This is a genomic window from Streptococcus sp. S5 (assembly GCF_034134805.1).
GTDB classification, from domain to species: Bacteria; Bacillota; Bacilli; order Lactobacillales; family Streptococcaceae; genus Streptococcus; species Streptococcus lingualis.
The window spans coordinates 1,844,749-1,869,502 of record NZ_CP139419.1; the positions used below are offsets into that span (position 1 = coordinate 1,844,749).

Genomic DNA, 24,754 nt, shown 5'->3' on the forward strand with positions numbered 1-24,754 from the left:
GAATTAGCTTCCTTTCTTTTGAAATGCATAATAGACCACATAGCCTAAAGCCATTCCAACAAAATTCTGAGCGAGGTTATTCGGAATATCCGAGATAGCAGCACCCCAACCATTGCCTAAAAAGAGGGCAGAAGCTAGTGCGTAACCGCCTACCATCACAACTGTCGCAAGAAGCAAGCCTAGGTAACGAGCTTTGCCCTTGAAGCCAGCGAAATAGCCTTGTCCCCCGTGAAAGAGGAGACTAAAGAACATCCACTGAGGATAGCCTGAAATGAGGTCGAGTAGGAAGGCTCCGACACCACCGACAATCGCACCTTCCTTGCGTCCAAAATAGAAGGCTGTGAAATAGGCACCAAGATCTAGCAGGGTGACGATCCCTGTAGGAGTTGGAAGTTTGGTATAGTAGCCAAGTACAACTGTCAAGGCTGTCAAAATAGAGAGGCGGGCAATGAGTTGAGTTCGATTAGATGTCATATTGTACTACTCCATACTGGTCTGAATGTTGAATCGCTTGGAAAACAAAGTCTTTAGAGGCTTTAACAGCTTCAAGTGGAGATTTCCCTTTCACCAACTGGCTGGAAATGCTAGACGCAAAGGTACAACCTGCTCCTGTATTGTTCTTTTCTAAGACCGGCTCTTCAATGATGGTGAAGTCCGTCCCATCATAAAAGACATCGATGGCCTTTTCTTTATTGAGACGATTGCCTCCTTTGACCACGACATTCGTTGCTCCTAATTCGTGGAGCTTGCGCGCTGCCTCCTTCATATCGTCGAGCGATTGAATCTTGCTTTGGGTCAAGATCTCAGCTTCTGGTAAGTTTGGCGTAATGATAGTCACATAAGGGAAGAACTTGATCAATTCGTCTCGAAGAGCTGAAACTTCCACATCATGGCTTTCCTTGCAGACCAAGACAGGATCTAGTACCACTGGGATCTCCGCATGGGCTTTGACATAGTCCAAGGCCAAGTCTGCCACTTCAACATCTGGCAAAAGACCGAGTTTAATAGCAGAAAAAGGAACATCCTTGAGAGAGTTGAGCTGTTGAGCAAAGGTCGTCGGATCCACCGGAATCACTTCAAAACCGTTCTCCGTCATAGCGGTCAAACAAGTCACCGCTACAAAACCATGCTGTTTGTTGGTTGTATAGGTTGCAAGGTCTGCATGAAGACCTCCTCCACTAAAAATATCATTTCCTGAAATAGCTAGAATCAATTCATTACTCATAACGGATCTCCTTTAAATATAAGCCATTTGGCGCTGCTGTAGGACCTGCAAGATTGCGGTCCTTCTTTTCTAAAATTAGATCGATCTGCTCGATCGGCATCCGATCATTTCCGATCTTCAACAAAGTTCCCACCATATTGCGGATTTGCTTATAGAGAAAACCATTGCCCGAAAAGGTAAAGACAAGGCGATGATGTTCTGCATCCTCAACCAAGCGAGCCTCTGTAATCGTACGAACCTTATCTTCCACACTGGTTCCCGAAGCGGTGAAACCGGTGAAATCATGGGTTCCCTCCAACTTTTGGATGGCTACTTGCATCTTTTCCACATCCAAAGGATAAGGATAGTGGGTGGCATAGTGGCGCATCATGGGGTTCTTGGGACGACCATAATCCACGATAAATTCATAGGTTTTGCTGTGCTTCTTATAGCGTGAGTGAAAGTCATCTGCTACTTGCTCTACTCGGATGAAATCAATATCCTCTGGGGTTTGGGTATCGAGGGCAAAGCGGAGCTTTTCCTCGTCCCGCGCTTGGGGGAGATCAAAATGAATCACCTGCCCAAGAGCATGGACACCTGAATCCGTTCGCCCCGCTCCATGAACGGTAACAGGGGTTCCTTGATTGAGACGCGTCAAGGTCTTTTCGATTTCTTCCTGCACACTACGGGCATGCGGTTGGCGTTGAAACCCTGCAAACAAGGTCCCGTCATATGAAATGGTTGCTTTGTATCGTGTCATGGTTCTATTTTAGCAAGATATAGAAGGGGTTACAAGAGTGAAAAAACCAAACTGTCCGGGTACAGTTTTGCAAGCACAAAAAGAGGCTGGGACAAAAGTCCTAGCCTCTCAATTATTTTTGGATTGTCGAGCAAGACGCAGTGGTTGAGCGGGCTCTACTACGCTGATTTCATCAGCTTTTACAGCCCTACTCAACTGTGCGGAGGTGGGACGACGAAATCGAATTCTAACGAATTACCGATTTCTGTCCCACTCTCCTAACTTCGACCTGTTACAAATCTACTAGGTCTCAGTCTCTTTTTTTATTTTTCAAGTCCATTCCTGCCGCTCCTAAGATCGCTCCTAGTAAAGCGAGCCCAAGAGCAGATTCCACTCCTGTTTCTGGGAGTTGCTTGTTAGAGTTTCCTGTTTCTGAACGAACCTCTTTTTCCACAGCTACTGGAATTGGCGTTGGGGTATTTGCTGGTGCTACTGGTTGATCCTTCGAGATCACTTGAGGCGTTGAAGGTTCTGGAACCACTTTGTTTACAAGCACATCTGGTTTCACTGGTGCTTCTACGGAAGGGCTTGTTGGGATCACGACTTCTTTGGTACCGACTTCAACAATTTCTGCAACCGGCTCTGTTGCAACTTCTGTAGCGATCACTTTTCGACTTTGATCAAGCGCCGAAACCTCTACATACTCAAGACCTTGCCCTTTAACCCCAGCCTGGATCACTCTGCGTTCTCCTTTAGCGAGATCTGGATTGGTCCTTTCCACAAGGTCAAAATCAAGTTCTTTTTCTACGATTTCAAGACTTGGTTTGTCTTCCACTAGGGCTTTGACGTCATTTTCAGCCAAGCTACCTACTTGCGTGATTGGCTTGAGCCCCGCAAGGGCTTTAGTCAGAGCAGCCACTTCTTGATCCACCTGATCTTGATGAGCACGGCTCACATTCCAATTCAAGCTATCTAAGACTTTCGCAAGTGCTGCGCGCGATTCTGGTGTGTAAATGGCTAGATCTGTTGGCACCGTAGCAACTGCTTTTCTAAGAGTAGTGAAGTCCGCCTTGAAATAGTCCTTGTTGTGGTTGGCAAAAGCTTCCATGAGATCAAAGACATTTTTTTCGATGTATTCTTCACTTGGGGTATCACACCAAACAGCTACCATGCTACCGACCATCGGCAAAGATGTTTCAGGATATGTTGTACTTGGGAGTTGTCTAAATGGAGTAGCAGCTGCATTGGCAATCGCTTTTTCAATATAACCACCACCCGTTTCAGGTGTTCTTCCCAAAACATAGTACCAGTCTCCGTTGGTATTAAGGAATTTATACCCCTTATCTGCCAAATACTGTGGAGATGCGAGGTTATATCCCCACCATCCTTTAGACCAGTATGAAATCAAGACGTCCTTGTCAAAGGCGACATCATCTTCATCTCCATAATAGAAGCCATCGTTAAAGGCCATTGGCTGCAAGCCTTTTTCACGCGCCATGGCTGCAAGACTATTGGAATACTCCGCAAATTTACCATAGAGGTCATACCACTTGAGGTAGTACCAACCTTGCGCACTGGTAGCGTCATTGGCATATTCATCTGTTCCATAGTTAAAGATCTTAGACTTGTCTTTGAAGTAGTCCATGTACTTGCCAATCAAGGCTTTGGTAAAGTTGACTGCTGCTTCATTGGTCAAATCCATGGTTGTTTTTGAAACCGTATCAAAGCTGGCTTGTGGATTTTCAATGCCCAATTTTTCCATGGCCACCAACAAAGCATCCATGTGTCCAGGACTATTGACTGCCGCAATCAAGCCGATTCCTTTCGCAGTCGCATAAGCATGGAGTTCATCCATTTCCGCTTGGGTCAATGCTTGACCATTTGGATCATCGTAATAGGCCTTGGTGCCTTCTAAAATGGCCTTTTTCACATCATCACTAGCATAAGTTTTTCCATTGGCTTCCACCGTCATATCATCGAGCACGAAGCGCATACCATCGTTTCCGACCAGGAGGTGCAAGTCAGAATAACCCAGCTCACTGGCCTTGTCGACGATCCGTTTCAACTGATCCAGTGAGAAGTATTTGCGGCCCGCATCGATCGAGATGACCTTCTTCATGGCGAGTTTTTCTGCTGCTTCTTTTGCAGCAACTTCTTTCGCGTAGCTTTCTGTATACACCAAAGCATCTTGAGCTGCTTTGAGATGATCGATCAAAGTTTTGGCCTCTGCTCGAGTCGTGTCTGCTCCTGCCCCTTCTAAAGCTTTTTTAGCTGCCGTAAAGGCTACTAGAGATTCCTTTGTATAGTGGTCCAAATCAGTTGGAGCTTCCGAAAGAGCTTTTTCAACGACTTCAGGATCTGCTACAAAGTAGTCCGCATTCTTGTCCGCGAAGGCATGCATGAGCTTAAAGAGAAGTTCTTTTTTGTAGGTTGCAGATGGCGTATCTGCCCAGGCAGCTACCATCCCACCGATGAAGGGCACCTTAGCCCCATCATTTTTTTGAACCACATCAATCGCTGACTTGGAAATTCCTTCGAGACCTTGATCGAGGTTGTACCAACCAGATCCAGCCTTGTCCCGTCCAAGCACATAATACCATGCATCATTGGTATTAAGAATCTGATGACCTAGTTCAGACAAGAGTTTTGAAGAAGCGACATCATAGCCGTTCCATCCACCTGTCCAGTAGGAGACAATGATATCCTTGTCAAAAGTACCATAGGAAGTATCGCCATTGTAGTAGATTCCATCATTGAAGGCCATTGGTTTCATCTTGTGTTTTTTCACAATAGCTGCTAGATCATTAGCATACTGGATGAATTTTTCATAGCCTTTTTCTGGATAGCCTTCACCTGGCCAATGCTTGCTTGCTTGGAGAACCTGCCAACCATGGGCATCTGTGGCATCGTTGGCATATTCATCCAAACCAATATTGAAAATGTCTGCCTTGCCGCTGAAATAAGCCGCATACTTGTCTACCAAAGCCTTGGTGAAGTCTAAGGCTTTTTGGTTGTCCAAATCAACGGTCCGAGCTGATTTCTTTGTACCAAAATAATTAAAGTGAGGGTTTTCGATGCCCAATTGTTCCATGGCTGTCAGAATCGCATCCATGTGACCTGGACTATTAATGGTTGGGATGACGCCTACTTTCTTCGATTTGGCGTAGGCCAAAATATCATCCATTTGAGCCTGGGTCAAGGCTGTCCCGTTCGGATCATCGTAATAAGCCTTCGTCCCTTTTTCAACTGCATCCGTCACGGCTTGGCTAGAATAAGAAGTATCTCCCACTTTCAAAGACATATCATCCAGCACAAAGCGCAAGCCGTCATTTCCAACCAGAAGATGCAAGTCTGTATAGCCCGTCTTACTTGCTTCATCAATGATTTCCTTGATTTGGTCTGGCGAGAAGTACTTGCGACCAGCATCGATCGAAACAATCTTTTTCTTGGCTAATTTTTCTTCTTGGTCAGGATCTTTAGCAGGCGTTTCCGTCGCTGCTGTCGCTGGTTGAGCTGCCACATCCGACTCTGCGACAGAGCTCGCTTCTTCGCGAATCAAACGGTTAAGATCTGATACCCGCAATTCACGATCAGGCAGTGCCGGTTGACTTTGATCGACGATTGGGGCAGGAGCCGTTGGTTTTTCTACTGTTGGCTGAGAAGCTTCCTCATTAAGGGAAATCGTTGACTCACCCTCGCTTGGCTGAGTCGGAACTGTCGTTGAAGGACTGTCTGTAGTCGTTGGCGTATCAGCTGCTACAACATTCGCACCAGCAAAAAATCCTATGAGCACCGAAGCAGCTCCTACTGCATACTTGCGAATCGCATAACGTGGTTGATGTGATTTCATCAGGACCTCCTAAATTGTCTTTGTAATCGTTTTCTTAAATTTACCACGATATCTTAATAAATTCAATGAGGCTCCAAATTATTCTTTAATTAGGAGAGGAAGTTCTTGGAATCGATCCAAAATAAAACGAGCTCCTTAGTCAAAAGGAAACTCGTTTATTCTTATAAGTCATCTAAAGCATCTTTGACCTTGTCAAAGAACCCTTTTTTCTTTGGGTTAACCTTCAAATCACTTGCTTCCGCAAAGGCTTGAAGGGCTTCTTTTTGCTTGTCATTTAAACCAGTTGGGGTGACAACATTGACAGACACATATTGATCTCCCATGGCACCACCACGTAAGCTTGGAGCACCTTTTCCGCGAAGACGGAATTTTTTACCGGTTTGGGTTCCTTCAGGAATCACCAAATCAACATCGCCATGAACTGTAGGCACATGAACCGTATCTCCAAGAGCTGCTTGGACAATATTCAAATCTAGCTTGTAGTAGATGGTTGAGCCATCTCGTTCGAAGCGATCACTCGGCTCCACGTTGACAACCACATACAAGTCTCCATAAGGTCCACCGTTAAAGCCAGCTTCTCCTTGACCCGCTAAGCGGATTTGTTGACCTGTTTCAACTCCTGCAGGAATCTTGACGTTCACGCTATGGGCTTGTTTTTCATGACCTGTTCCACGACAAGTCGTACATGGATCTTTGATTTCTTGACCACGGCCATGACAGACATCACAGGTCACTTGACGGCGCATCATTCCAAGAGGAGTTTGCGTATCTACATTGATAACCCCGGAACCATGACAGCGTCCACAGGTTACCGGACTCGTACCTGGCTTAGCCCCTGAACCGTGACAGGTATGACAGCTAGCTTCCCGATGGTACTTAACTTCTTTTTCCGCACCAAAAATCGCTTCTTCAAACTTGAGATTAACGCGGTATTGGAGGTCATCCCCTTGACGAGGCGCATTTGGATTACGACTTGCACCGCCACCAAAGAAGCTAGAGAAGATATCTTCAAAGCCACCAAAACCAGCACCATCAAAGCCACCAAAACCACCTGCTCCGCCACCGAAGCCACCATTGGCACCTGCAGCACCATATTGGTCATAAGCATCCCGTTTTTGCTCGTCACTCAAAGTCTCATAAGCTTCTTGAACTTCCTTGTACTTTTCCTCAGCACCAGGATCCTTGTTGATATCTGGGTGATATTTTTTAGATAATTTCCGATAGGCTTTCTTGATCTCATCCTGAGATGCATTCTTTGAAACGCCCAAACGGTCATAAAATTCAGTATTGTTCATACAAGATACTAAGAGCGAACAGAAAGCGACTGAAATTTAGGAAACCGACAAGAAATCCTGATTTCTTAGGCGGTTTATCTAATTTCCAAGCTTTCCGCTCGAGTTCAATTTCCTGAACACTCTTTGTTCCTTTCTTTCATTTTGAGTAAGAATTTATGGAACACGTGTTCAGTTACGAACACTCTTTGTTCCTTTCTATAATTTTCATATAAATTTTTAGAGGGCATTTTCTATACTTCGCTTCACTTGATCAAACTCTTTGTCCGATAAAGTAAATATCAAATCCTCTTCAGCATACTCGTTCTGTTCTTTAAAATAGTTGTCTGTATTAGCTGCCAAGCCTAAGCTTAGAATCACTTTTCTTGCAAACTCTTGATGGGCAAAACCGATAGCCGTAATGATCTGTTTATCTTGCACAAGAACTTTCGGTTGGAAATTTTCACATGGAAGAAATTCAAAATAGTCAAAGAAGTTTTGCCAAATTCCACCTGTAAATTTCGTGTCCTTCAACAGACCTGCTTTCGCTAATAAAAGAGGCGCTGAAGAAATGGCTGCAATGAGGATATCTTGCTCACCAAGATCCCTCAAGAACGAAATCAATTTCTCATCCTGTAGGGCAGGTCCTATATTGACCATTCCTGGCAAAATCACGCAAGAATACTCTTCTATACGGATTTGATCTAGTGTTTTCGTTGGTTGACAGGGCAAGCCATCCTCAGAGACCACCATCGAATGATCTGAAGCGGCATAATCAATCGTGACGTCAAAAGACAGAGCTAAAGTACTCGTTAAAGCGGTTATCTCATAAAGAGAAAAATTAGGATAAATGATACAAAGTACTTTTTTCATAGGCAACATCCTCTATTTTACCGAAAAACAGAGGCTGGGTTGCAACCTCTGGATTTCTTTTTATCATTACGACGTTCTAAAACAAAGTCGATTATACTTTGTTTCTAGAACTAGTAAGGCTGAATTGAGTTTCGGATTAAAGGAATCCTAAAATCTCGGAACCTTTCTTTATTTCAAGAGGTTCCGCTAAAACAATCCACTGGATTGTTTTACTTTTCCGTAAACTCTCCGTCTACGACGTCATCGCCTGCGTTTCCTGTTGCTTGTGCGCCTTCTGCTCCTGCTTGAGCTTGTTGGGCTGCTGCAGCTTGTTCGTAGAGTTTAACCGCAAGTCCTTGAGCTTTTTCGTTCAAGGCTTCAAGTTTTGCTTTCATTTCGTCCAAGTTGTTGTCTTCTTGAGCTTTCTTAAGATCATCAAGGGCAGCTTGTGCAGCATCACGTTCTGCATCGAAGCCTTTGCCTTCAGTTTCTTTGATTGTCTTTTCAGTCGCAAAGATAGCTTGGTCTACTTCGTTACGAAGGTCAACTTCTTCTTTACGTTTCTTATCTGCTTCAGCGTTTGCTTCTGCGTCTTTCATCATGCGATCGATTTCTTCGTCTGTCAAACCTGAGTTTGATTGGATAACAATCGTTTGTTCTTTTTGAGTTCCAAGGTCTTTCGCCTTAACAGATACGATACCGTTCTTGTCGATGTCGAATGTTACTTCGATTTGTGGGATACCACGAGGTGCAGCTGGGATATCAGTCAATTGGAAGCGTCCAAGAGTCTTGTTATCCGCTGCCATTGGGCGTTCCCCTTGAAGAACGTGAATATCAACGGCTGGTTGGTTGTCTGCTGCAGTTGAGAAGACTTGTGATTTAGAAGTTGGAATTGTAGTGTTGCGGTCGATGAGTTTTGTGAAGACTCCACCCATTGTTTCGATACCAAGTGACAATGGCGTTACGTCAAGAAGGACAACGTCTTTCACATCACCAGTGATCACACCACCTTGGATCGCAGCACCCATAGCCACAACTTCGTCAGGGTTCACTGATTTGTTTGGTTCTTTACCAGTTTCAGCTTTAACAGCTTCTACAACGGCAGGAATACGAGTTGAACCACCGACAAGGATGACTTCGTCGATATCTGACAAGCTCAAACCTGCATCTGAAAGGGCTTGACGAACTGGAGTTTTCGTACGTTCTACAAGGTCACGAGTCAAATCGTCGAATTTCGCACGAGTCAAGGTCATTTCTAAGTGAAGAGGTCCAGCAGCTCCTGCAGTGATGAATGGCAAGCTGATTTGAGTTGAAGTGACACCAGAAAGGTCTTTCTTCGCTTTTTCAGCTGCATCTTTCAAACGTTGAAGGGCCATCTTGTCTGTTGACAAGTCGATACCATTTTCTTTCTTGAATTCTTCAACCATGTGGTCGATGATTTTTTGGTCAAAGTCGTCACCACCTAGTTTGTTATCCCCTGCAGTTGCCAATACATCGAAGACACCATCACCGAGTTCGAGGATAGATACGTCGAATGTACCACCACCAAGGTCGAATACCAAGATTTTTTCTTCTTTATCAGTCTTATCCAAACCATAAGCAAGGGCTGCTGCAGTTGGTTCGTTGACAATACGTTCTACTTCAAGACCAGCGATTTTACCAGCGTCTTTCGTTGCTTGACGTTGAGCATCGTTGAAGTAAGCTGGAACTGTGATAACTGCTTTGGTTACTTTTTCACCAAGATAATCTTCAGCGTAACCTTTCAAGTATTGAAGAATCATAGCTGAGATTTCTTGTGGAGTGTATTCTTTGCCGTTAGCAGAAACTTTTTCAGAAGTTCCCATCTTAGATTTGATAGAGATCACTGTATCTGGGTTTGTGACTGCTTGACGTTTTGCAGCGTCACCAACGATGATTTCACCATTTTTGAATGACACAACAGATGGAGTCGTGCGGTTTCCTTCTGGGTTTGCGATGATTTTTGATTCAGTTCCTTCAAGAACTGCCACTGCTGAGTTTGTTGTACCTAAGTCAATACCGATAATTTTAGACATATGTTTTTCTCCTTAAATTTATCTTCTTTTTTTCTTTTTGATATTTTCCCTTAAGTGGCGGGAAATATCTTCCTTGCAAGCCTCCGGCTTGCTTCTTATCTTTCTTTCATAGTTTAGTGTCGTTTCGGACAAGGTTTTTTTAAGTTCTCTCGCCTAGTTGAACACTACTACCATGGCTGGGCGTAGGATGCGGTCATGGAGTTTGTAGCCTTTTTGGAAGACTTGTGCGATGGTGTCTGCTGGATGTTCGTCATCTGCAGGCAAGGTTTGGATGGCCATGTGGTAGTTATGGTCAAAGGCTCCGTCCGCTGGAATTTCTTCAATTCCTTCTTCTTTCAGAGCATGTACCAAACTTTCTTGGACCATTTCTAAGCCCTTCTTCACATCATCTGTCAATCCTTCTACGGCAAGGGCACGTTCGAGGTTGTCCAGTGATGGTAAGATCGCTTTTGCCAAATCTTGGCTACGGTATTTTTGTAATTGTTGACGTTCTTCATTAGCACGGCGCTGAATATTTTGCATTTCTGCATGAGCACGAAGGTATTTGTTTTCAAATTCTTCGGCACGCGCTTGTGCTTCTTCTAACTCAGAAGGTTGGTTGCTTTCCTCTACAACTTCTTCAGTTGTTTGGGCAACTTCCTCTTCTTTCACGTCTTCTTTTTTGATATCTTCTGTCAAGGCATACACCCCTTTCATTTGGTCTTAATTTACTTCATAATGGTTGCTATTGAGGTAACGGTAGTAATCCGTCAACTTCATGACCAGTACTCGGCCGATAACATTGACCAGGCTTATCACACGCCTGTAGTCCATCTCTACGGGACCGATCACATGCATGAGGGCCATCCCACGATAAGGAACTAAGAACTTGTGACTAATCACTGTCACATTTTTCAAGGCCTTCTCTTGGGATTCCGCAACCAGGATCTGGGTCATTTGGTCTTCTGGCATTCCCCCTCGCAACTCCAAGGCCACATGTTGGGGATTGTCTAAGAACTGATAGGTCTGAAGATCGGCGTAGGTTAATGATGAAACCTTTCCTTCTACAAAGACCAGTTCTTGAAACAGTTGCGAGAAGACGTAATCAAAGAGATCCAGCACATTGTCTGTCGTCTTGAAATAGCGCTGTACAATCTGTGGAATCTCCGTCCGCAAGCGGTAGTGGATATCCAAAACTGTATTTCCAATGAAGCGTTCTTGAACCAGCTGATGGAAGATTTCCAAGTCACTGGTTAAGAAATTCTTTGGAATGGCAAACTGGACGGTGACAGGCTTTGATTCATCCAAGGTCAGAACTGCTAAGGCATCGTGATTGGATAATGGAACAATTTCAAAACCAGTCAAGCGCTGACGTGTCGGTTCAACATCCTGAATCACTGCGGTGTAACCCGTCATCTGGGCTAGTAACTTGGCCGTAGCATCCAAGATATCGTCTAACTTAAAGGCTTCGAAATCAAAGGCTTTCACCACCTGGTAGACATCTTGCTCATCAATCAGCTCTAGATCAAGCGAGTTCTGAACAAAATATTGGAAACCAGCTCGGCTAGGCAGCCGTCCACTCGAAGTGTGGGCTTTTTCTAGTAAGCCTTGCTTTTCGAGAGCAGCCATGTCATTTCGAATGGTCGCACTACTGGATTGAATGACATCTTGTAGCGCTTTTGAACCGACTGGTTCGTGGGTCTTGGTAAAGATATCGACAACAAGATTGAGAATCTCATTTTGACGTTCTGTAACCATGACCTCACCTCTCTTTCATTTTTTAGCACTCTAAACACTCAAGTGCTAAACCATGATTCTATTATACACCCATCCAAAAGAAAGTCAAGAGAAAAATCCAAAAAATTAGCACTCTTTTTTCAAGAGTGCTAAAAATCATTCTTAAGACCTAGAGAAGTAAATCTCCTCTTATTTGCCAGCTTTTTTCAATAGCTGAATATATTCTTCCAATACTAGCTGATGCTTGGCCATATACTGAGCATTTTCTACGCCAACATAACGGAAATGCCAATTCTCAAAATTCACACCCGTGATGTTGCTCTTCCCATCTGGGTAGCGAAGCACAAAGCCATATTGCGGTGCGATGGCAGCCAGCTGCATGCCCAACTCATCACTTTGGCCAGCTTCGACACTCATATCAATGGCAAGTCCTGTCTGGTGTTCACTCGCACCAGGGACCTGTACCTGGGTCTGCACCTGCTTTTCAGCTTCTTCGTGCGAAAGGCCGCTAGCCTCTAGTTGCGCAACACGCTCATTATAGAGCTCTGTTTGCTCGGCCACACTTCGATAGCCTGATATCAAGGTTTCTTCTGGGGCAATTTTTCGAGCCGCTTCTAAAAATTGACGAGTTGGTTCTACAATCCGACTATCCACTTTGATAGCATCTACATCTGTCAATTGTGGGTTCAACTCAGGCTTCACATTATCACGATTGACCAAGATCAACTGCCAGTCTTTTGTCGAAACGGCTGGTAAATCTGATTTTTCTTTCTTTTTCTTAGAAGAAGAGGGAGTCGTTACAGCTGTTTTTTTAGCCTTCCAAAACTGAAGCCCTGAAAACAAGCTTGGCTTCGCTAAGTAAGCACCAATTCCCGATCCAAGGACCACAAGAAGAAAGAAACTCAATAGGTAAGGCCACCATTTCTTACGTTTTTTTCGTGCGCGTCTATACTTATTCGTCATGACCATCCTCTAGGAGTTTTGCTCCAACCTTACGATAAGATAGATCCCCAATCTTTTCAATATGAAAGGCGCTATCTTCATAAGACAAAACCGTTACGCTTCCGTTGTCCAAGACTAATTCTTCGACAGCCTTAGGATCGATGAGATAAATCAAGGTCGTAATGGTCATGCCATGGCTGACTACAATAGCATTGCCACCACCAGCTGCTTCTACCTCTTTTGCGATGGCTTCAAAACCTTCTTTGATCCGACTACTCAAGGTTCCCCAGGATTCAGCCCAACCAGTGGTATCCACTTCGACGATCCCTTCTGCTAACTCCATCAGGCTCAACTGATGGAAATCATCGACCTTAAAGACACGGGGTAAAACTCCCATGAAGAGATCGCCATCATAAGCACCGTCAAAACTACCAAAACACCACTCGCGGATCCGTTTGTCATAACGATAAGGGATTTTCCCTGTCAGACCGAGTTCTTGAAGAATAATTCCCATGGTTTGAATGGTGCGTCCAGAATCACTCGAAACAGCCTCTTCAAAAGAAAGCCCAGCTTCCTTGAGACCAAGTCCTAATTCTCGAATCCCACGCTCTCCTGCTTCTGTCAGCGGAGTGTCTGACCAGCCCTGTGCCCGCCCAATGGTATTAAACATGGTTTTTCCATGACGAGCAATATATAATCTGGTTTTTGTCATTGTATTACCTCCGTATGTATCTCTTTCATTATATCATTTTTTGCAAAAAGAAAGTAGGAAAGCTCTTACAAGTTTTGAGAAAAAGAAAAGGCCATGACCAAAGGGTCAGCCTTTCATTATGGACTAGGATTCTTGCAAGCTTTCACCGACCTCACGGTAACTGCTATCTCCAATCCCCTTAACCGTCAATTTTCCATCTTCATATTCTACAAGGGTAACACTACCATTTGAAAGAGGCAGATTGAGATTTGGTTTTCCTTCGACCAAGCAGACTAAGGTCTGAATGGTCCAACTATGGCTGACCACCAAGGCATTGCCTCCACCATTTTCTTCTACTTCTTTGGCGATGGCTTCAAAACCTTCTAGGATTCGGCTTTTTAAAACTTCCCAAGGTTCAGCCCAATTCGCTGTATCTACTTGGCAGATGCCATTAGCCAAGTCTTCCAAGGTCAGGGTCTTATAATCTTCTACATCTAGCACACGTGGCACGACACCGTGAAAGAGCTCCCCTCCATAGGCACCATCAAAACTTCCAAAACACCACTCGCGGATCCGTTTGTCAAAGCGATAAGGAATCTGGTCTTTCAAGCCCAATTCATCGAGAATGATCCCCATAGTCTGAATGGCACGGCCTGAATCACTGGAATAAGCTCGAGTAAACTCCAAACCAGACTCACGCAAGCCGATTCCCAGAGCCTGAATCCCTCGTTCTCCTTCTGCTGTCAAGGGCGTATCGGACCAGCCTTGAGCACGGCCAATGGTATTAAACATGGTTCTCCCATGACGAATCACAAATAATCTTGTTTTAGCCATCTTGTCTCCTTTTGCAAGAAAAAAGTCTGGAGTTTCATCATCACAGACTTTTCTATTTTCTACTATTATACTAGATTTCTCTTAGTTTTTAAAGCTATGAACCGGAGCTGGAATTTGACCACCACGGGCAATGAAATCAGCTGACGAAGCTTTGTTGACCTTCATCACCGGAGCAGACCCAAGAAGTCCACCGAGCTCTAACATATCGCCTTCTTTTCCATAAGGAATGATCCGAACAGCTGTTGTCTTTTGGTTGATCACTCCGATAGCCGCTTCATCGGCGATCATGGCCGCAATGGTTGTATCTGGAGTATCAGCTGGGATGGCAATCATATCTAGACCGACGGAGCAGATAGCTGTCATGGCTTCCAATTTTTCCAGGTTGATATGACCTGATTGGACCGCCGCAATCATCCCTTCATCTTCTGAGACCGGAATGAAGGCACCTGACAAACCACCGACTTGGTTACAAGCCATGATGCCACCTTTTTTCACCTGGTCATTGAGTAGAGCCAGCGCTGCGGTAGTTCCATGAGTTCCTACTACTTCAAGCCCCATGGCTTCAAGGACACGGGCAACCGAATCCCCAACAGCTGGTGTTGGCGCAAGAGACAAGTCTACAATCCCAAACTCCACACCGAGACGTTCACTAGCCATTTGACCAACTAATTGGCCGGCACGGGTAATCTTGAAGGCTGTCTTCTTGACGGTTTCAGCCAATACGTCAAAGCTTGCACCTGGAACTTTTTCAATCGCCCGTTGGACGACACCAGGACCAGAAACACCAACGTTGATGACAACATCCGCTTCACCAACACCGTGGAAGGCACCCGCCATAAAGGGATTATCTTCTACCGCATTGGCAAAAACTACCAGCTTACCAGGCCCCATCGGATCGGCTTGGGATGCTTCTTTAATGATACGGCCCATATCTCGGACAGCGGTCATATTGATCCCTGTCTTGGTCGATCCGATATTGACTGAAGAGCAGACAAAATCTGTCTCCGCAAGGGCACGAGGAATGGAATTGATGAGGATTTCATCCCCTTTTTGGTAGCCTTTTTGAACCAGAGCTGAGAAGCCACCGATAAAGTTGACCCCAACTTCTTTGGCCGCACGATCCAGTGCCTTAGCAAAGGGTACATAATCTGTCGCATTGGTTGCTGCACCGATAATAGAAATCGGAGTGACTGAAACCCGCTTGTTGACAATAGGAATGCCGAGTTCCGCCGCAATCTCATCCCCAACAGCCACCAAATCTTTGGCCTTTGTCACAATCTTATTGTAGACTTTTTCTGCCGCCTTTTCGATATCCGGATCAATACAATCGAGAAGCGAAATTCCCATGGTGATGGTCCGAACATCGAAGTTCTGCTCCTCAATCATGGCAATGGTTTCTGTTACCTGTTTAATGTCCATAAATTCTCAACCCCTATCTTACAAATTGTGCATAGCATCAAAAATCGCTGCGCTTTGGATATTGATTTTTACATGAAGAGACTGACCGAATTCTTCCAACTCTGAACGGAGCTGTGTGAAATCTTTTTTCTCATCTGACGATACAACCGCCATCATGGTAAAGTATTCATCCAATACGGTTTGAGAGATATCATCGATATTGAGTCCTAATTCTGCCACTTTCGTTGCAACACCCGCTACGATTCCTTTTTGGTCTTTTCCAACGACTGTAATAATTGCTTTCATTTCACTGCTCCATTCTATCTATTTGCTTCCATTGTAGCACAATCCCCTTAAAACCGCCCTTCTCAACTGGAAACGTTCGGATATTTTAAACGTGTATAAAAAAATAAAGAGGCTGGGACAAAAGTCCTAGCCTCTTTATTGTTTTTGGATTGTCGAGCAAGACGCAGTGGTTGAGTGGGCTCTACTACGCTGATTTCATCAGCTTTTACAGCCCTACTCAACTGTGCGGAGGTGAGACGACGAAATCGAATTCTAACGAATTACCGATTTCTGTCCCACTCTCTCTATTTTGACGATTCAGTTTCATCCTTTATGATCTCTTTCTTCACGCGCACCGTACTCTCATACTCAGTCCCAGCTAGACGGTCGAAGGGAAAGCGACGATTGAGCAAGACGATGGCAAGAGTGAGAATCAGGTACAATAAAACCACAAAGAAGAGCAATAAAATCATGGACAGGGTTAAGAGGGAATTGTCCGTCAAATCGCTATTCAAGAGCGAAATCAAATAGAACAACCCTTGAGGAATCAGATAGAAATAGCCCACTACCAGAATTCCCCGCCAGATGGTGCGAAGCCATTTTTGCTTGTCAAAATGCAGGCGGAATTTCAACAAAGCCATTCCCAAGGTTTTGCCCCGCCACAAGGGAATCAAACCAAAATAAACAGCCAAAACCGCTACATAAGGAATCGTCTCTAAACGCTCGATTACCGCGTAAAGCAAGGATAGCATCACAAAGTCGATCAAGAAGGCAAGACCCGTCCGGAAACCAGATACTCTGGTTCCTACTCGGAAAGAATGTTCGTCAATTTCGTCTCGTGTCGGCAATAACCAAACCAGGAACCAACCAAGCAGATAACCCACTCCACCACCAGTGGTATTTTGAATAATATCATCGACATCTGCTAGGCGGTAAGGACCCGGATATAGAAAGTAGAGACCTGATAACTGGGTCAGCTCCAAAAAGAGACTAAAGAGGGCTGTCAGGAGAATCGTTTTCTTAAAACCACACTTGAAATAATAGCGTAGATACATCCCAAAAGGAATCAACATCAGAACATTAAAGGCAGGCACATAAAAAGTTGGATGCTTAAGGGCTTGAATCCATGTACCAGTCTGCGCTAAATCAAAGGGGCTCTCCTGGAAAAAATCCACTACAAAAGCAAAGGGATGGAGATTGACCATTTCCGAGTAGTTAGTATGAATCTTACTTGGATCCGGCAGAGGCAAGATCACCAAGAGATAGACCGTCATCAAGTAAAGCATAAAAGAATAGAAAATCAGCACCCGCAGTTTATTGACCGAACCATATTTTCGATAATTCAAAATCATGTAGGGCAAGGTCAGCAAAAATGCCAGGAAAGGAAAGAGCTGAACAGCCGCTTTAATAGTAGAGATATACCCCATTGTGTCTCCTTTTTTTCGTTATAAAATCACCCTTTGCACAATGACAAAAGGTGATTTCTTCATTGATATAGAATATTATACGGCCCGGTAGAAGAAGAGTCAAGGAAGTACGATGAAAACCTTACTGAGGAGCCGTCTTAATAGTTAGCTTCTCCCCTTCAAGATATTACTTCCGATAAAGACCAATAGATAACTCACAATCCCTGAAAGATGTAATAGCGTTGAGATCCATCCGGTGATTACTGGTAAGAGCATGAGGCCAGATAGAAAAATTAAGAATAGATAAAACCATTTTACGGTGAGTGAAAATTCTTTCCACATCTTTGGCAGGAGCAGGACTCCTCCGGTCACAAAGGCGTATCCTACAGCAGAGATCCCTGTTGCCTGAATGTCCTGCTCCTGGGTTAAAAAGTGAAAAACGATGGAAGAGAGGACTGTCGCCGTCACAAAAACGATTAAGACTTGTCTGGAGTCTCTTTTTCTTTCTAGCAGTCCTCCGAAGGGAAGGATCATGAGTCCATTTAACAACAAATGGACCCATAAAAACCAGATAGGGGCTCCTTTACTACCGTGCATCAGGGTCCCACTGACATATTGCCAACCATACACCGGCTTCGAATGAAAAGCCAATAGGTCATACATAGCATCCCCATAAAAGGAAGTTAATAGAGCAAGCAACAAACAGATTAGAGCTAAAGTACTGATAACAGGGGAGGTTGTGAGGATTCTTTTCATATTTATCTTCTCTTTTTCAAAAACAGCGTTACGATGTCTCCATTCACGACCATTATACCATTTATTTCATTGGAGACAGAAAAGTTTTTGCTTCTTTCGTTTCAAATCTTTGCTGGAAAAACGAAATATCGTGACTTATTAGTCGCTCGCTATTTGCCATCAGATCAAACGTCGATCCTGCTTTCAGAATACCGTAGCAAAAATTTGACTTTCCATTTTAAAAAGAATATACTTATTCTAATCTGAGACAAATATTTTTTATTTTTTTAAATCAACAGTATTGCATTCAGAGAAAAAACTACTAACTTCATGGAGGTGACGCTATGTCATTAGAAGAAAAATTGAACCAAGCAAAAGGTTCTGTTAAAGAAGGCCTTGGTAAATTAACCGGTGATACAAAAACAGAAGCTGAAGGCACTGCTGAAAAAGTTGCTTCAAAAGCAAAAGAAGTTGCTGAAGATGCAAAAGAAGCTGTTGAAGGAGCTATCAAGGGCGTTAAAAATATCTTTCATAAAGACGACAAATAGTCTTTAACATCCTAGACCCACTCTATTTTCTACAGTCATGTTTGACTGTGAAAGATAGGGTGGGTTTTTGTTTATCTTTCATTTAGTTTGGGTGTAGAAAAAACACCCCGAAGGGTGCTCATTGTAATGATTAGCATTCTTTTAAAAGAACGTTTACTAAAGCTACTTTACAAACTTTTTAGAATTTTGTGTTTAGCTCTATCTTGGAATGAGATTTATTTTGATTGATTCATTCCTTTCAACATCGTCACCTACATTTGCGACACGATTCATAGAAACCCCTGTTATTTAAAGTAACGTTTTGTTTTTCCTAATTGTGCAATATTGATATAGAGATGGATGACAGAAGTTATAAGGGCAGCAACTAACTGTACTTCTCCAAGAATAATGGATAGGGCAAACAAGATGATATAGACAGATGGTAAGATTAGCTGATTGAGTTTGAACAAGATTAAATAAGCCTCTACCATTTCCGCTTGTTTCTCTCCCTCGTCATAGGTTTCTAGATAATCTAATACCTCTTTTGGTGTGGCTAAAATAGAGAGTTGGTAATTACGAATTTTGCTCGTTGTTTTGATGCAGAAACTTCCAACAAGAATGGTTAATACTGCTAAGAGAAAAGCTGATATCGGTAAATCGTGGCTAGGCAACACTGTAAGCAAGCTAAAAAGCATACTAACTTGCAAAACATTGTAAGCAACTGTCCCATAATCTAGAGAGCGATACATCTTAATATAAGCTAGCTCGTTTAATTCATCATCTTCTTCTGCTAGGTAGCTAGCATAAACTTTCCTACTATTCATGATAAAATAGAGAGCTACTATTGTCGATAGTATTCCCAGATAGAAAAAGATGGTCGTCAAAATAAACTGTACTTGCTCTTGAGAAATGTTTAAATGAAGATTCGTAAAGGTAGCACCAAACATTCCGATTAAACCACCCAACAATAAACTTCCTAACAATAGTAATAAATGTTTCTTTTTCATTTTCTATCTTCTTTCTAAAATAAACCTAGCAGTCCTTGAACCAGAGCATGCCCAAATCCAAAAGTAGCCGTTAAAACTTGATCACCAAAACTATTCAGGAGAATGGAAACTAGATAGAAAAATAGAATCTTGTACCCTGATTTTTTGATGACTACTTCAAGAGATTCATTTCCCATCCAGCCAGCTAAAAAAGCATAACTTATCACTGTGAGAAGACTAATTTCTATCGAAGATAGAAAAAGCAAAACGGCTAATGCACGAATCATCAGAGGGTCTACATTGAAATAACGGGCGATACCGGCACAAACCCCTGCAATTTCTTTATGTTCGGTATCTACTTGAAAATCTGCCAAAAACTCTTTCATAATCTTACTCCTTTTATACTCTTTCTTTTACTTTCTTTTCTATCCGCTCAAATACTAAACTAAAAATCAAGCCACTCCAGAAAAAATAATTACTGTCTAAAATGTGAAACCATCCCATCAAGGTCCCGATCATCATCGAAACATTTGCTATAAAGGCAATGATACAAAGATAATAAATTACTCTATATTTGTTCATGATTCTTCCTCCTCTAAGCGAAATACCGACTCTACTGGCTCATGAAATATCTGAGAGATTTTCAAGGCGATAATAATAGAGGGGGTATACTCATCACGCTCTAGCAAACTAATGGTCTGCCTAGATATACCTGCTAGCTTTGCAAGCTCGGTTTGGTTTAAACCATCACGAGCGCGAAGCTCTTTTAAACGATTTTTTAGCTTCATATTTACCATTGTCATCAAACTCAGCCACTTGGCTTAGATATCCCAAAAATGGTAGAATCTGATTTTTCCTCCTTTGTTATTATATAAGATATTATTACCGATATCCTCATAGTTTCTCCGTTCAAAGTCTTATTTCTTTAACTTGATCACATTGTAACATATCTTTTTATTTTTGACAATGATAATAATCAAAAATATCATTATTTTTGTCATTTTGTAAATGATTTAGGTCAAAACTCTTATCCTGAATAAGAATTGATTTGATATTTTTCTAAATAGAGATGAAATGGATACTTGAAATCAAAAAAATAACGGGGTCAACTTTGTATTTTTGAAACAAAAAAGACATCCAAGAGAATACTCTTGAATGTCTGTAAACGTTGATAGTATCGTGTTGATTAACGTTTTGAGAATTGTGATGCTTTACGAGCTTTCTTAAGACCTGGTTTGGAAAGTATGGATTTCAGTTGGACTAAAAACAGCGTAATATCAAGGATTTTCTGAACAATATCTACTTTTTAATTTCATAAAATCTGAATCAATATTTTTAAAATAGGGAATAGTTTAGGTCTCTAAGCATTAAAATAATACACCTAACTTTGGTCACCGTTTTTTAGTTATTCACTCTTTTTTCGGATAGTGTTTTTAAAGTTATGATGTAAAATGCCGCAATTAAAACACTATACATCATAATCGGAGGATAGAGAATTAAGGACAGAATCAATCCCACTCCTTTAATTATTAGGTCAGGTATCAATAACTTCCTATATTGTGCGGTAGCTTCAAGTAATTCTTTCTGATCTATATTGGGTTTATCAATTACTTTATGTAAAAACCAGTTTGCTACCGTTGAAACAATAACGATCAGTCCATAAAAGAGCTGTGCCGTATGATTCATGAAATGACTACTAACTATTCCAGTAGCATAGGGCATAAATGAAACAAAAAATAAAAGATACAAATTCTTTCAAATTCCTCCCTTTTCAACTTGGCTAACTTGACCTGCATTACCTAGGTCGCTTTGCTTTAAATTATACTTTTTTCTTAAACATTTGCTACGAGCAGGTCTTTCTTGTGAGTAATTTTCATCAAAAAATTTCATAGATAAGTCCTATATATAATCATGGAAAAGTAGTAAAAATAGTTGTTATCCTAGTTGATTAAAAAAATCTCTGATTTCCTCATCTTTTATAAAATAATATATAATTTTCCCCTCTCTTCTAGTATCCAAGATGTTTTGATTGGCTAGTTTACGAAGATGGTGGGAGGCAGATGCCATACTGAGATTTAGTAAACAGGCTATATCACAGACACAGAGTTCTTCAACAGCAAGGAGATAAAAGATGATATTTATCTGTTTATTATCGGTAAATTTTGATAAAATGCGAAGTGATTTTTGGACTTTTTCCTTTTCAAGGTAGTTCGTTGCGGTTGTAACATTTTGTTGATTAATAACATCCACTTGACAGATACTATCTTTTTTCATAATTTTTTCTCCTAGCCTAACACAGCCCATAGCATGTCAAAGCTGTTGTTTTCAATCAGGATATACATCCCCAATCCTAAATAGACAACGGCAATAAACCATCTGCTATATTTTTCCAAAGTTTCTCCAACAGAAGGGACTTGTGCTAATTTTTGGGCAGAAAAAACCAAGAGATAAATCATGACTAGAAAAGTAAGTAAAGTCACTATCAAATTCGCTAAATTTAAGGTGGTAAAATATGGGACAAAGACACCAATATTGTCAGCGCCACAACTTGCAAAAGTAATCATAGCGACTAGAAAAATCAGGTTTTTATTGTCTTTTCGCAAACCATCTTTTGCAATAGCTTCTCCATCAGAATCTCCTAAAAGCAAAACTTTGAGGCCTAGGAAAATTGGAATCAAACCGAGTAAACCTAAAATCTCTTTACTAGGAATATAATTCAAGACAAATGCAAAAAGCAAACTTAGGAATATTAGACTAACAGAGCCTAGAAATTGTCCTAAATAGATGTTAATGATGTCCTTTCTGCTTTTTCTTTTGGCAAAAAATAACATTAGGATAATAAGTAAGTCTACGGCTGTCCCAGAATACAGGATTATTGAAGTAACAACATTTTGAACCATAAAGCACCTCATTCAAATATATTTTTGAATGTATTTTAACATTAAACTTTGTAGATGTCAACTTAAAATCCACCAATTAATAATTGCATGTCAATATTTGTATTGTGAAACTAGTTTCAGAAATATATAGTCTTAAAGTATGTCCACTGCCAATGGTTTTTTCAATATTTAAAAGGAGAGAACCAATTTGGTCCTCTCCAGGGTATAATTTTCCACCAACCCACTACAGTTGACAAAGAGCCGTTATTCTCAAATGAGACAACTCCTTTTAGTTTTTATAACCTCAGCTTCTCGGTCTCTTACCTACTTTTAATAGAAAGACTACGAAGGACGATTCTTAAAGTAGTCAGATTGTGCAATATCGAAAGATTAGATGGGCTTAACCAATTTAACAACCCAAATCCAATTAAACTTCCATTTATTACAACTGTTTCTTGAATATTTCTTTGAATTAATTTCTGCAACGATTCAGATAAAGAATTCAATTCCTCGAAGAAATCTAAACGATTATCTAATAATAAAATATCACTCATCTGCTTAGAAATATCAGCACTTTCATTCATCACAACCCCAATATCTGCAAGCGTCAAGGCAGCAGAGTCGTTTAACCCGTCTCCAACCATCAAAATAGTTCGGCCAGCTTTCTGTAATTCCTGAACCAACTGAAACTTACCATCTGGTTTTAAATCAGTATAAACGTTGTCAAATGGCAGATCTTTAACCAACTCTTCTGTTCTAGCCAACGTATCACCAGTTGCCAGAATCAGTTTTTTCCCTTGGCGCTTTAGCTTTTTCAATGCAACTTTCGCCTCGCTTCTCAAGGGAGTGTGGATACAAAACATCCCAATTAATTCTTTCTTATAAGCCAAAAACAATAAATTGTAATGAGTCTTATATTGCTCAATCAAGGCCAGCTGCTCAGAACTAATTCTTACCTGTTCGTCTTGCATTAGTACATAATTTCCAATGACAACCGATTGACCATCAATTTGCGATTTAATCCCTTTGCTTGCAACATACTGAAGCTTGCCATGCATTTCTTCGTGTTCAATGCCTTCAATTTCAGCTTGTTTAACAATTGCATTGGCAATAGGATGATAGATATGTTCCTCCAAACATGCACTTATTCTTAAAATATCTTTCTCAGTATAATCTCCGAAAGGAAGAACCTTTTCAACCAAAGGATAACTCGTCGTGATGGTACCCGTTTTATCAAACAAGAAAGTATCCACTTCCAGATATTTTTCTAATACATCACCATCTTTAATAACCATTTCTCGATTTAGACCTTCCTTTATGGCCGTAAGGTAGGCTACAGGTGTGGATATTTTTAGAGCACATGAAAAATCCACCAATAAAAAGGAAATGGCTTTTGAAAACGAACCTGTTAACAGATAAGTCAAACCAGCACCTAAGAAGTTATATTTTACAACCTTGTCTGCCATCCTAATAAAATGACGTTGTTTTGTCTTCTTACTCTCTTCAGATTTTTTCATCAGATTGATGAGTTGCAAAATACGACTGTTTATCTGATTATCAGTCACACGAATTCTTAACTCTCCTGTTTCCAAAACAGTATTCGCACATACAGAATCTCCCTCTTTCTTTTCAACAGGGAAGCTCTCTCCAGTCAAGGAACTCTCATTGACCATGCCTAATCCTGAAACCACTTGGCCGTCAAACAAGATTTCATTACCTTGGGAGACAACTAATACATCACCTACTTGAACATCAGAACTCTTGATGCTGATGACCATGTCTCCCCGCACTAAGAAAACATCACTTTCTTTAGCAAGAAGGCTTTGTTCCAAATCTGTTGCTGTTTTTTTTAAAGACCACTGATCCAGATGATTACCCAAATCAAGCATAAACATGATGTTGCTAGCTGTCTTGGATTGGTTCATAAACAAGGACAACAAAATGGCCGAACAGTCCAAGACCTCCATGGTTAGTTCCTTGCGCGCTAAAGTTTGATAGGCTTCTTTGACATAACCCAAAGCCTGATAACAAGTCCAAATATAACGAATAGGGTAGGGTACAAAACTTCGAAACAGCAAACGCTTAATCGCTGCACCCGATACAATTGAATAAGCACTCTCTTCTCTACGAATGGGAAGAGTCATCAAGTCCGAAACTTTCCCCTTGTCAATTTTTTTTAAAAAGGCCTCTGCATTTTCTAATACAGAGAAGCCTTCTTTCATACGTAGAGTAAAGTGCTGCTGATCCATATAAAACTGAATAGAGTCGATCCCTTTTTCATCTTTAGCCAAGGAACGAAGATAATCTTGAATATCCAAGGTCAGTGAAAACGAGGACGATAATCGGATATGTTGATATCCTCTGTGTAGCACTTTAAAAGACATA

26 protein-coding genes are annotated in these 24,754 nt (G+C 41.7%); 1 reads left to right on the forward strand and 25 read right to left on the reverse strand.

Features of this window, described 5'->3' with window-relative positions:
• Positions 1–3: 3 nt before the first annotated feature.
• The 16 genes from SM123_RS08945 to SM123_RS09020 form a co-directional block, all read right to left on the reverse strand.
• Positions 4–474, reverse strand: a complete 471-nt coding sequence (locus tag SM123_RS08945) for an ECF transporter S component (protein ID WP_003017988.1) — start codon at positions 472–474, stop codon at positions 4–6.
• Positions 464–1,225: a bifunctional hydroxymethylpyrimidine kinase/phosphomethylpyrimidine kinase gene (locus tag SM123_RS08950; protein ID WP_320909456.1), complete on the reverse strand. Its 762-nt coding sequence runs from the start codon at positions 1,223–1,225 to the stop codon at positions 464–466. Before SM123_RS08950 ends, SM123_RS08945 begins: the two co-directional genes overlap by 11 nt.
• Positions 1,218–1,964: a tRNA pseudouridine(38-40) synthase TruA gene (gene truA, locus SM123_RS08955; protein WP_049491364.1), complete on the reverse strand. Its 747-nt coding sequence runs from the start codon at positions 1,962–1,964 to the stop codon at positions 1,218–1,220. Before truA ends, SM123_RS08950 begins: the two co-directional genes overlap by 8 nt.
• 289 nt (positions 1,965–2,253) lie before the next feature.
• A complete protein-coding gene (locus tag SM123_RS08960) occupies positions 2,254–5,793 on the reverse strand; it encodes a family 20 glycosylhydrolase (protein WP_320909457.1) in 3,540 nt (1,179 codons plus the stop codon).
• 161 nt (positions 5,794–5,954) lie between these two features.
• Positions 5,955–7,088: a molecular chaperone DnaJ gene (gene dnaJ / locus SM123_RS08965; protein WP_155128223.1), complete on the reverse strand. Its 1,134-nt coding sequence runs from the start codon at positions 7,086–7,088 to the stop codon at positions 5,955–5,957.
• 216 nt (positions 7,089–7,304) lie between these two features.
• Entirely contained in the window at positions 7,305–7,937 is a 633-nt protein-coding gene (locus SM123_RS08970; protein ID WP_155128226.1) for a DJ-1/PfpI family protein, read from the reverse strand.
• 209 nt (positions 7,938–8,146) lie between these two features.
• On the reverse strand, positions 8,147–9,970 hold the full coding sequence (dnaK, locus tag SM123_RS08975; RefSeq protein ID WP_320909458.1) for a molecular chaperone DnaK: 1,824 nt from the start codon (positions 9,968–9,970) through the stop codon (positions 8,147–8,149).
• A gap of 153 nt (positions 9,971–10,123) precedes the next feature.
• On the reverse strand, positions 10,124–10,648 hold the full coding sequence (grpE, locus tag SM123_RS08980; protein WP_320910008.1) for a nucleotide exchange factor GrpE: 525 nt from the start codon (positions 10,646–10,648) through the stop codon (positions 10,124–10,126).
• A 24-nt stretch (positions 10,649–10,672) separates the two neighbouring features.
• Complete coding sequence (hrcA, locus tag SM123_RS08985) at positions 10,673–11,707, reverse strand: heat-inducible transcriptional repressor HrcA (protein ID WP_150905325.1); 1,035 nt, start codon at positions 11,705–11,707, stop codon at positions 10,673–10,675.
• A gap of 168 nt (positions 11,708–11,875) precedes the next feature.
• Entirely contained in the window at positions 11,876–12,649 is a 774-nt protein-coding gene (locus tag SM123_RS08990) for a M15 family metallopeptidase (protein ID WP_037607303.1), read from the reverse strand.
• Positions 12,639–13,340 (reverse strand): histidine phosphatase family protein, encoded by a 702-nt coding sequence (locus SM123_RS08995; protein WP_320909459.1) that lies wholly within the window; start codon positions 13,338–13,340, stop codon positions 12,639–12,641. The genes SM123_RS08990 and SM123_RS08995 overlap by 11 nt, the downstream gene beginning before the upstream one ends.
• Before the next feature lie 123 nt (positions 13,341–13,463).
• Entirely contained in the window at positions 13,464–14,153 is a 690-nt protein-coding gene (locus SM123_RS09000; RefSeq protein WP_049497630.1) for a histidine phosphatase family protein, read from the reverse strand.
• A gap of 81 nt (positions 14,154–14,234) precedes the next feature.
• The gene (locus SM123_RS09005) at positions 14,235–15,572 is read right to left on the reverse strand and encodes a PFL family protein (RefSeq protein WP_320909460.1); all 1,338 of its coding nucleotides are present in this window, start codon (positions 15,570–15,572) and stop codon (positions 14,235–14,237) included.
• 18 nt (positions 15,573–15,590) lie between these two features.
• Complete coding sequence (locus SM123_RS09010) at positions 15,591–15,857, reverse strand: ACT domain-containing protein (RefSeq protein WP_003004214.1); 267 nt, start codon at positions 15,855–15,857, stop codon at positions 15,591–15,593.
• A gap of 284 nt (positions 15,858–16,141) precedes the next feature.
• Entirely contained in the window at positions 16,142–17,263 is a 1,122-nt protein-coding gene (locus SM123_RS09015) for a VanZ family protein (RefSeq protein ID WP_320909461.1), read from the reverse strand.
• A 144-nt stretch (positions 17,264–17,407) separates the two neighbouring features.
• Positions 17,408–17,998 (reverse strand): rhomboid family intramembrane serine protease, encoded by a 591-nt coding sequence (locus tag SM123_RS09020; protein WP_287311992.1) that lies wholly within the window; start codon positions 17,996–17,998, stop codon positions 17,408–17,410.
• Positions 17,999–18,321: 323 nt separating this feature from the next.
• Here SM123_RS09020 and SM123_RS09025 point away from each other — a divergent pair, with 323 nt between their 5' ends.
• Positions 18,322–18,525, forward strand: a complete 204-nt coding sequence (locus tag SM123_RS09025) for a CsbD family protein (protein WP_049471982.1) — start codon at positions 18,322–18,324, stop codon at positions 18,523–18,525.
• Positions 18,526–18,809: 284 nt separating this feature from the next.
• On the opposite strand, the gene SM123_RS09030 is transcribed toward SM123_RS09025, so the two are convergent.
• From SM123_RS09030 to SM123_RS09070, 9 genes are all read right to left on the reverse strand, one after another.
• Complete coding sequence (locus tag SM123_RS09030) at positions 18,810–19,511, reverse strand: DUF3169 family protein (RefSeq protein WP_201037649.1); 702 nt, start codon at positions 19,509–19,511, stop codon at positions 18,810–18,812.
• Positions 19,512–19,525: 14 nt separating this feature from the next.
• Complete coding sequence (locus SM123_RS09035; protein WP_049523591.1) at positions 19,526–19,876, reverse strand: PspC domain-containing protein; 351 nt, start codon at positions 19,874–19,876, stop codon at positions 19,526–19,528.
• Positions 19,877–19,889: 13 nt separating this feature from the next.
• Positions 19,890–20,072: a hypothetical protein gene (locus SM123_RS09040; RefSeq protein WP_049499707.1), complete on the reverse strand. Its 183-nt coding sequence runs from the start codon at positions 20,070–20,072 to the stop codon at positions 19,890–19,892.
• Positions 20,069–20,278: a helix-turn-helix transcriptional regulator gene (locus SM123_RS09045; protein ID WP_031576108.1), complete on the reverse strand. Its 210-nt coding sequence runs from the start codon at positions 20,276–20,278 to the stop codon at positions 20,069–20,071. Before SM123_RS09045 ends, SM123_RS09040 begins: the two co-directional genes overlap by 4 nt.
• A gap of 613 nt (positions 20,279–20,891) precedes the next feature.
• Complete coding sequence (locus SM123_RS09050) at positions 20,892–21,176, reverse strand: hypothetical protein (RefSeq protein ID WP_014334291.1); 285 nt, start codon at positions 21,174–21,176, stop codon at positions 20,892–20,894.
• A gap of 69 nt (positions 21,177–21,245) precedes the next feature.
• On the reverse strand, positions 21,246–21,380 hold the full coding sequence (locus SM123_RS09055) for a hypothetical protein (RefSeq protein ID WP_003004655.1): 135 nt from the start codon (positions 21,378–21,380) through the stop codon (positions 21,246–21,248).
• Positions 21,381–21,425: 45 nt separating this feature from the next.
• Positions 21,426–21,764, reverse strand: a complete 339-nt coding sequence (gene cadX, locus SM123_RS09060; protein ID WP_000711078.1) for a Cd(II)/Zn(II)-sensing metalloregulatory transcriptional regulator CadX — start codon at positions 21,762–21,764, stop codon at positions 21,426–21,428.
• 11 nt (positions 21,765–21,775) lie between these two features.
• Complete coding sequence (locus SM123_RS09065; protein ID WP_045759101.1) at positions 21,776–22,390, reverse strand: CadD family cadmium resistance transporter; 615 nt, start codon at positions 22,388–22,390, stop codon at positions 21,776–21,778.
• Between the two features lie 299 nt (positions 22,391–22,689).
• A complete protein-coding gene (locus SM123_RS09070) occupies positions 22,690–24,753 on the reverse strand; it encodes a heavy metal translocating P-type ATPase (protein ID WP_002893754.1) in 2,064 nt (687 codons plus the stop codon).
• Between the last annotated feature and the right edge of the window lies 1 nt (position 24,754).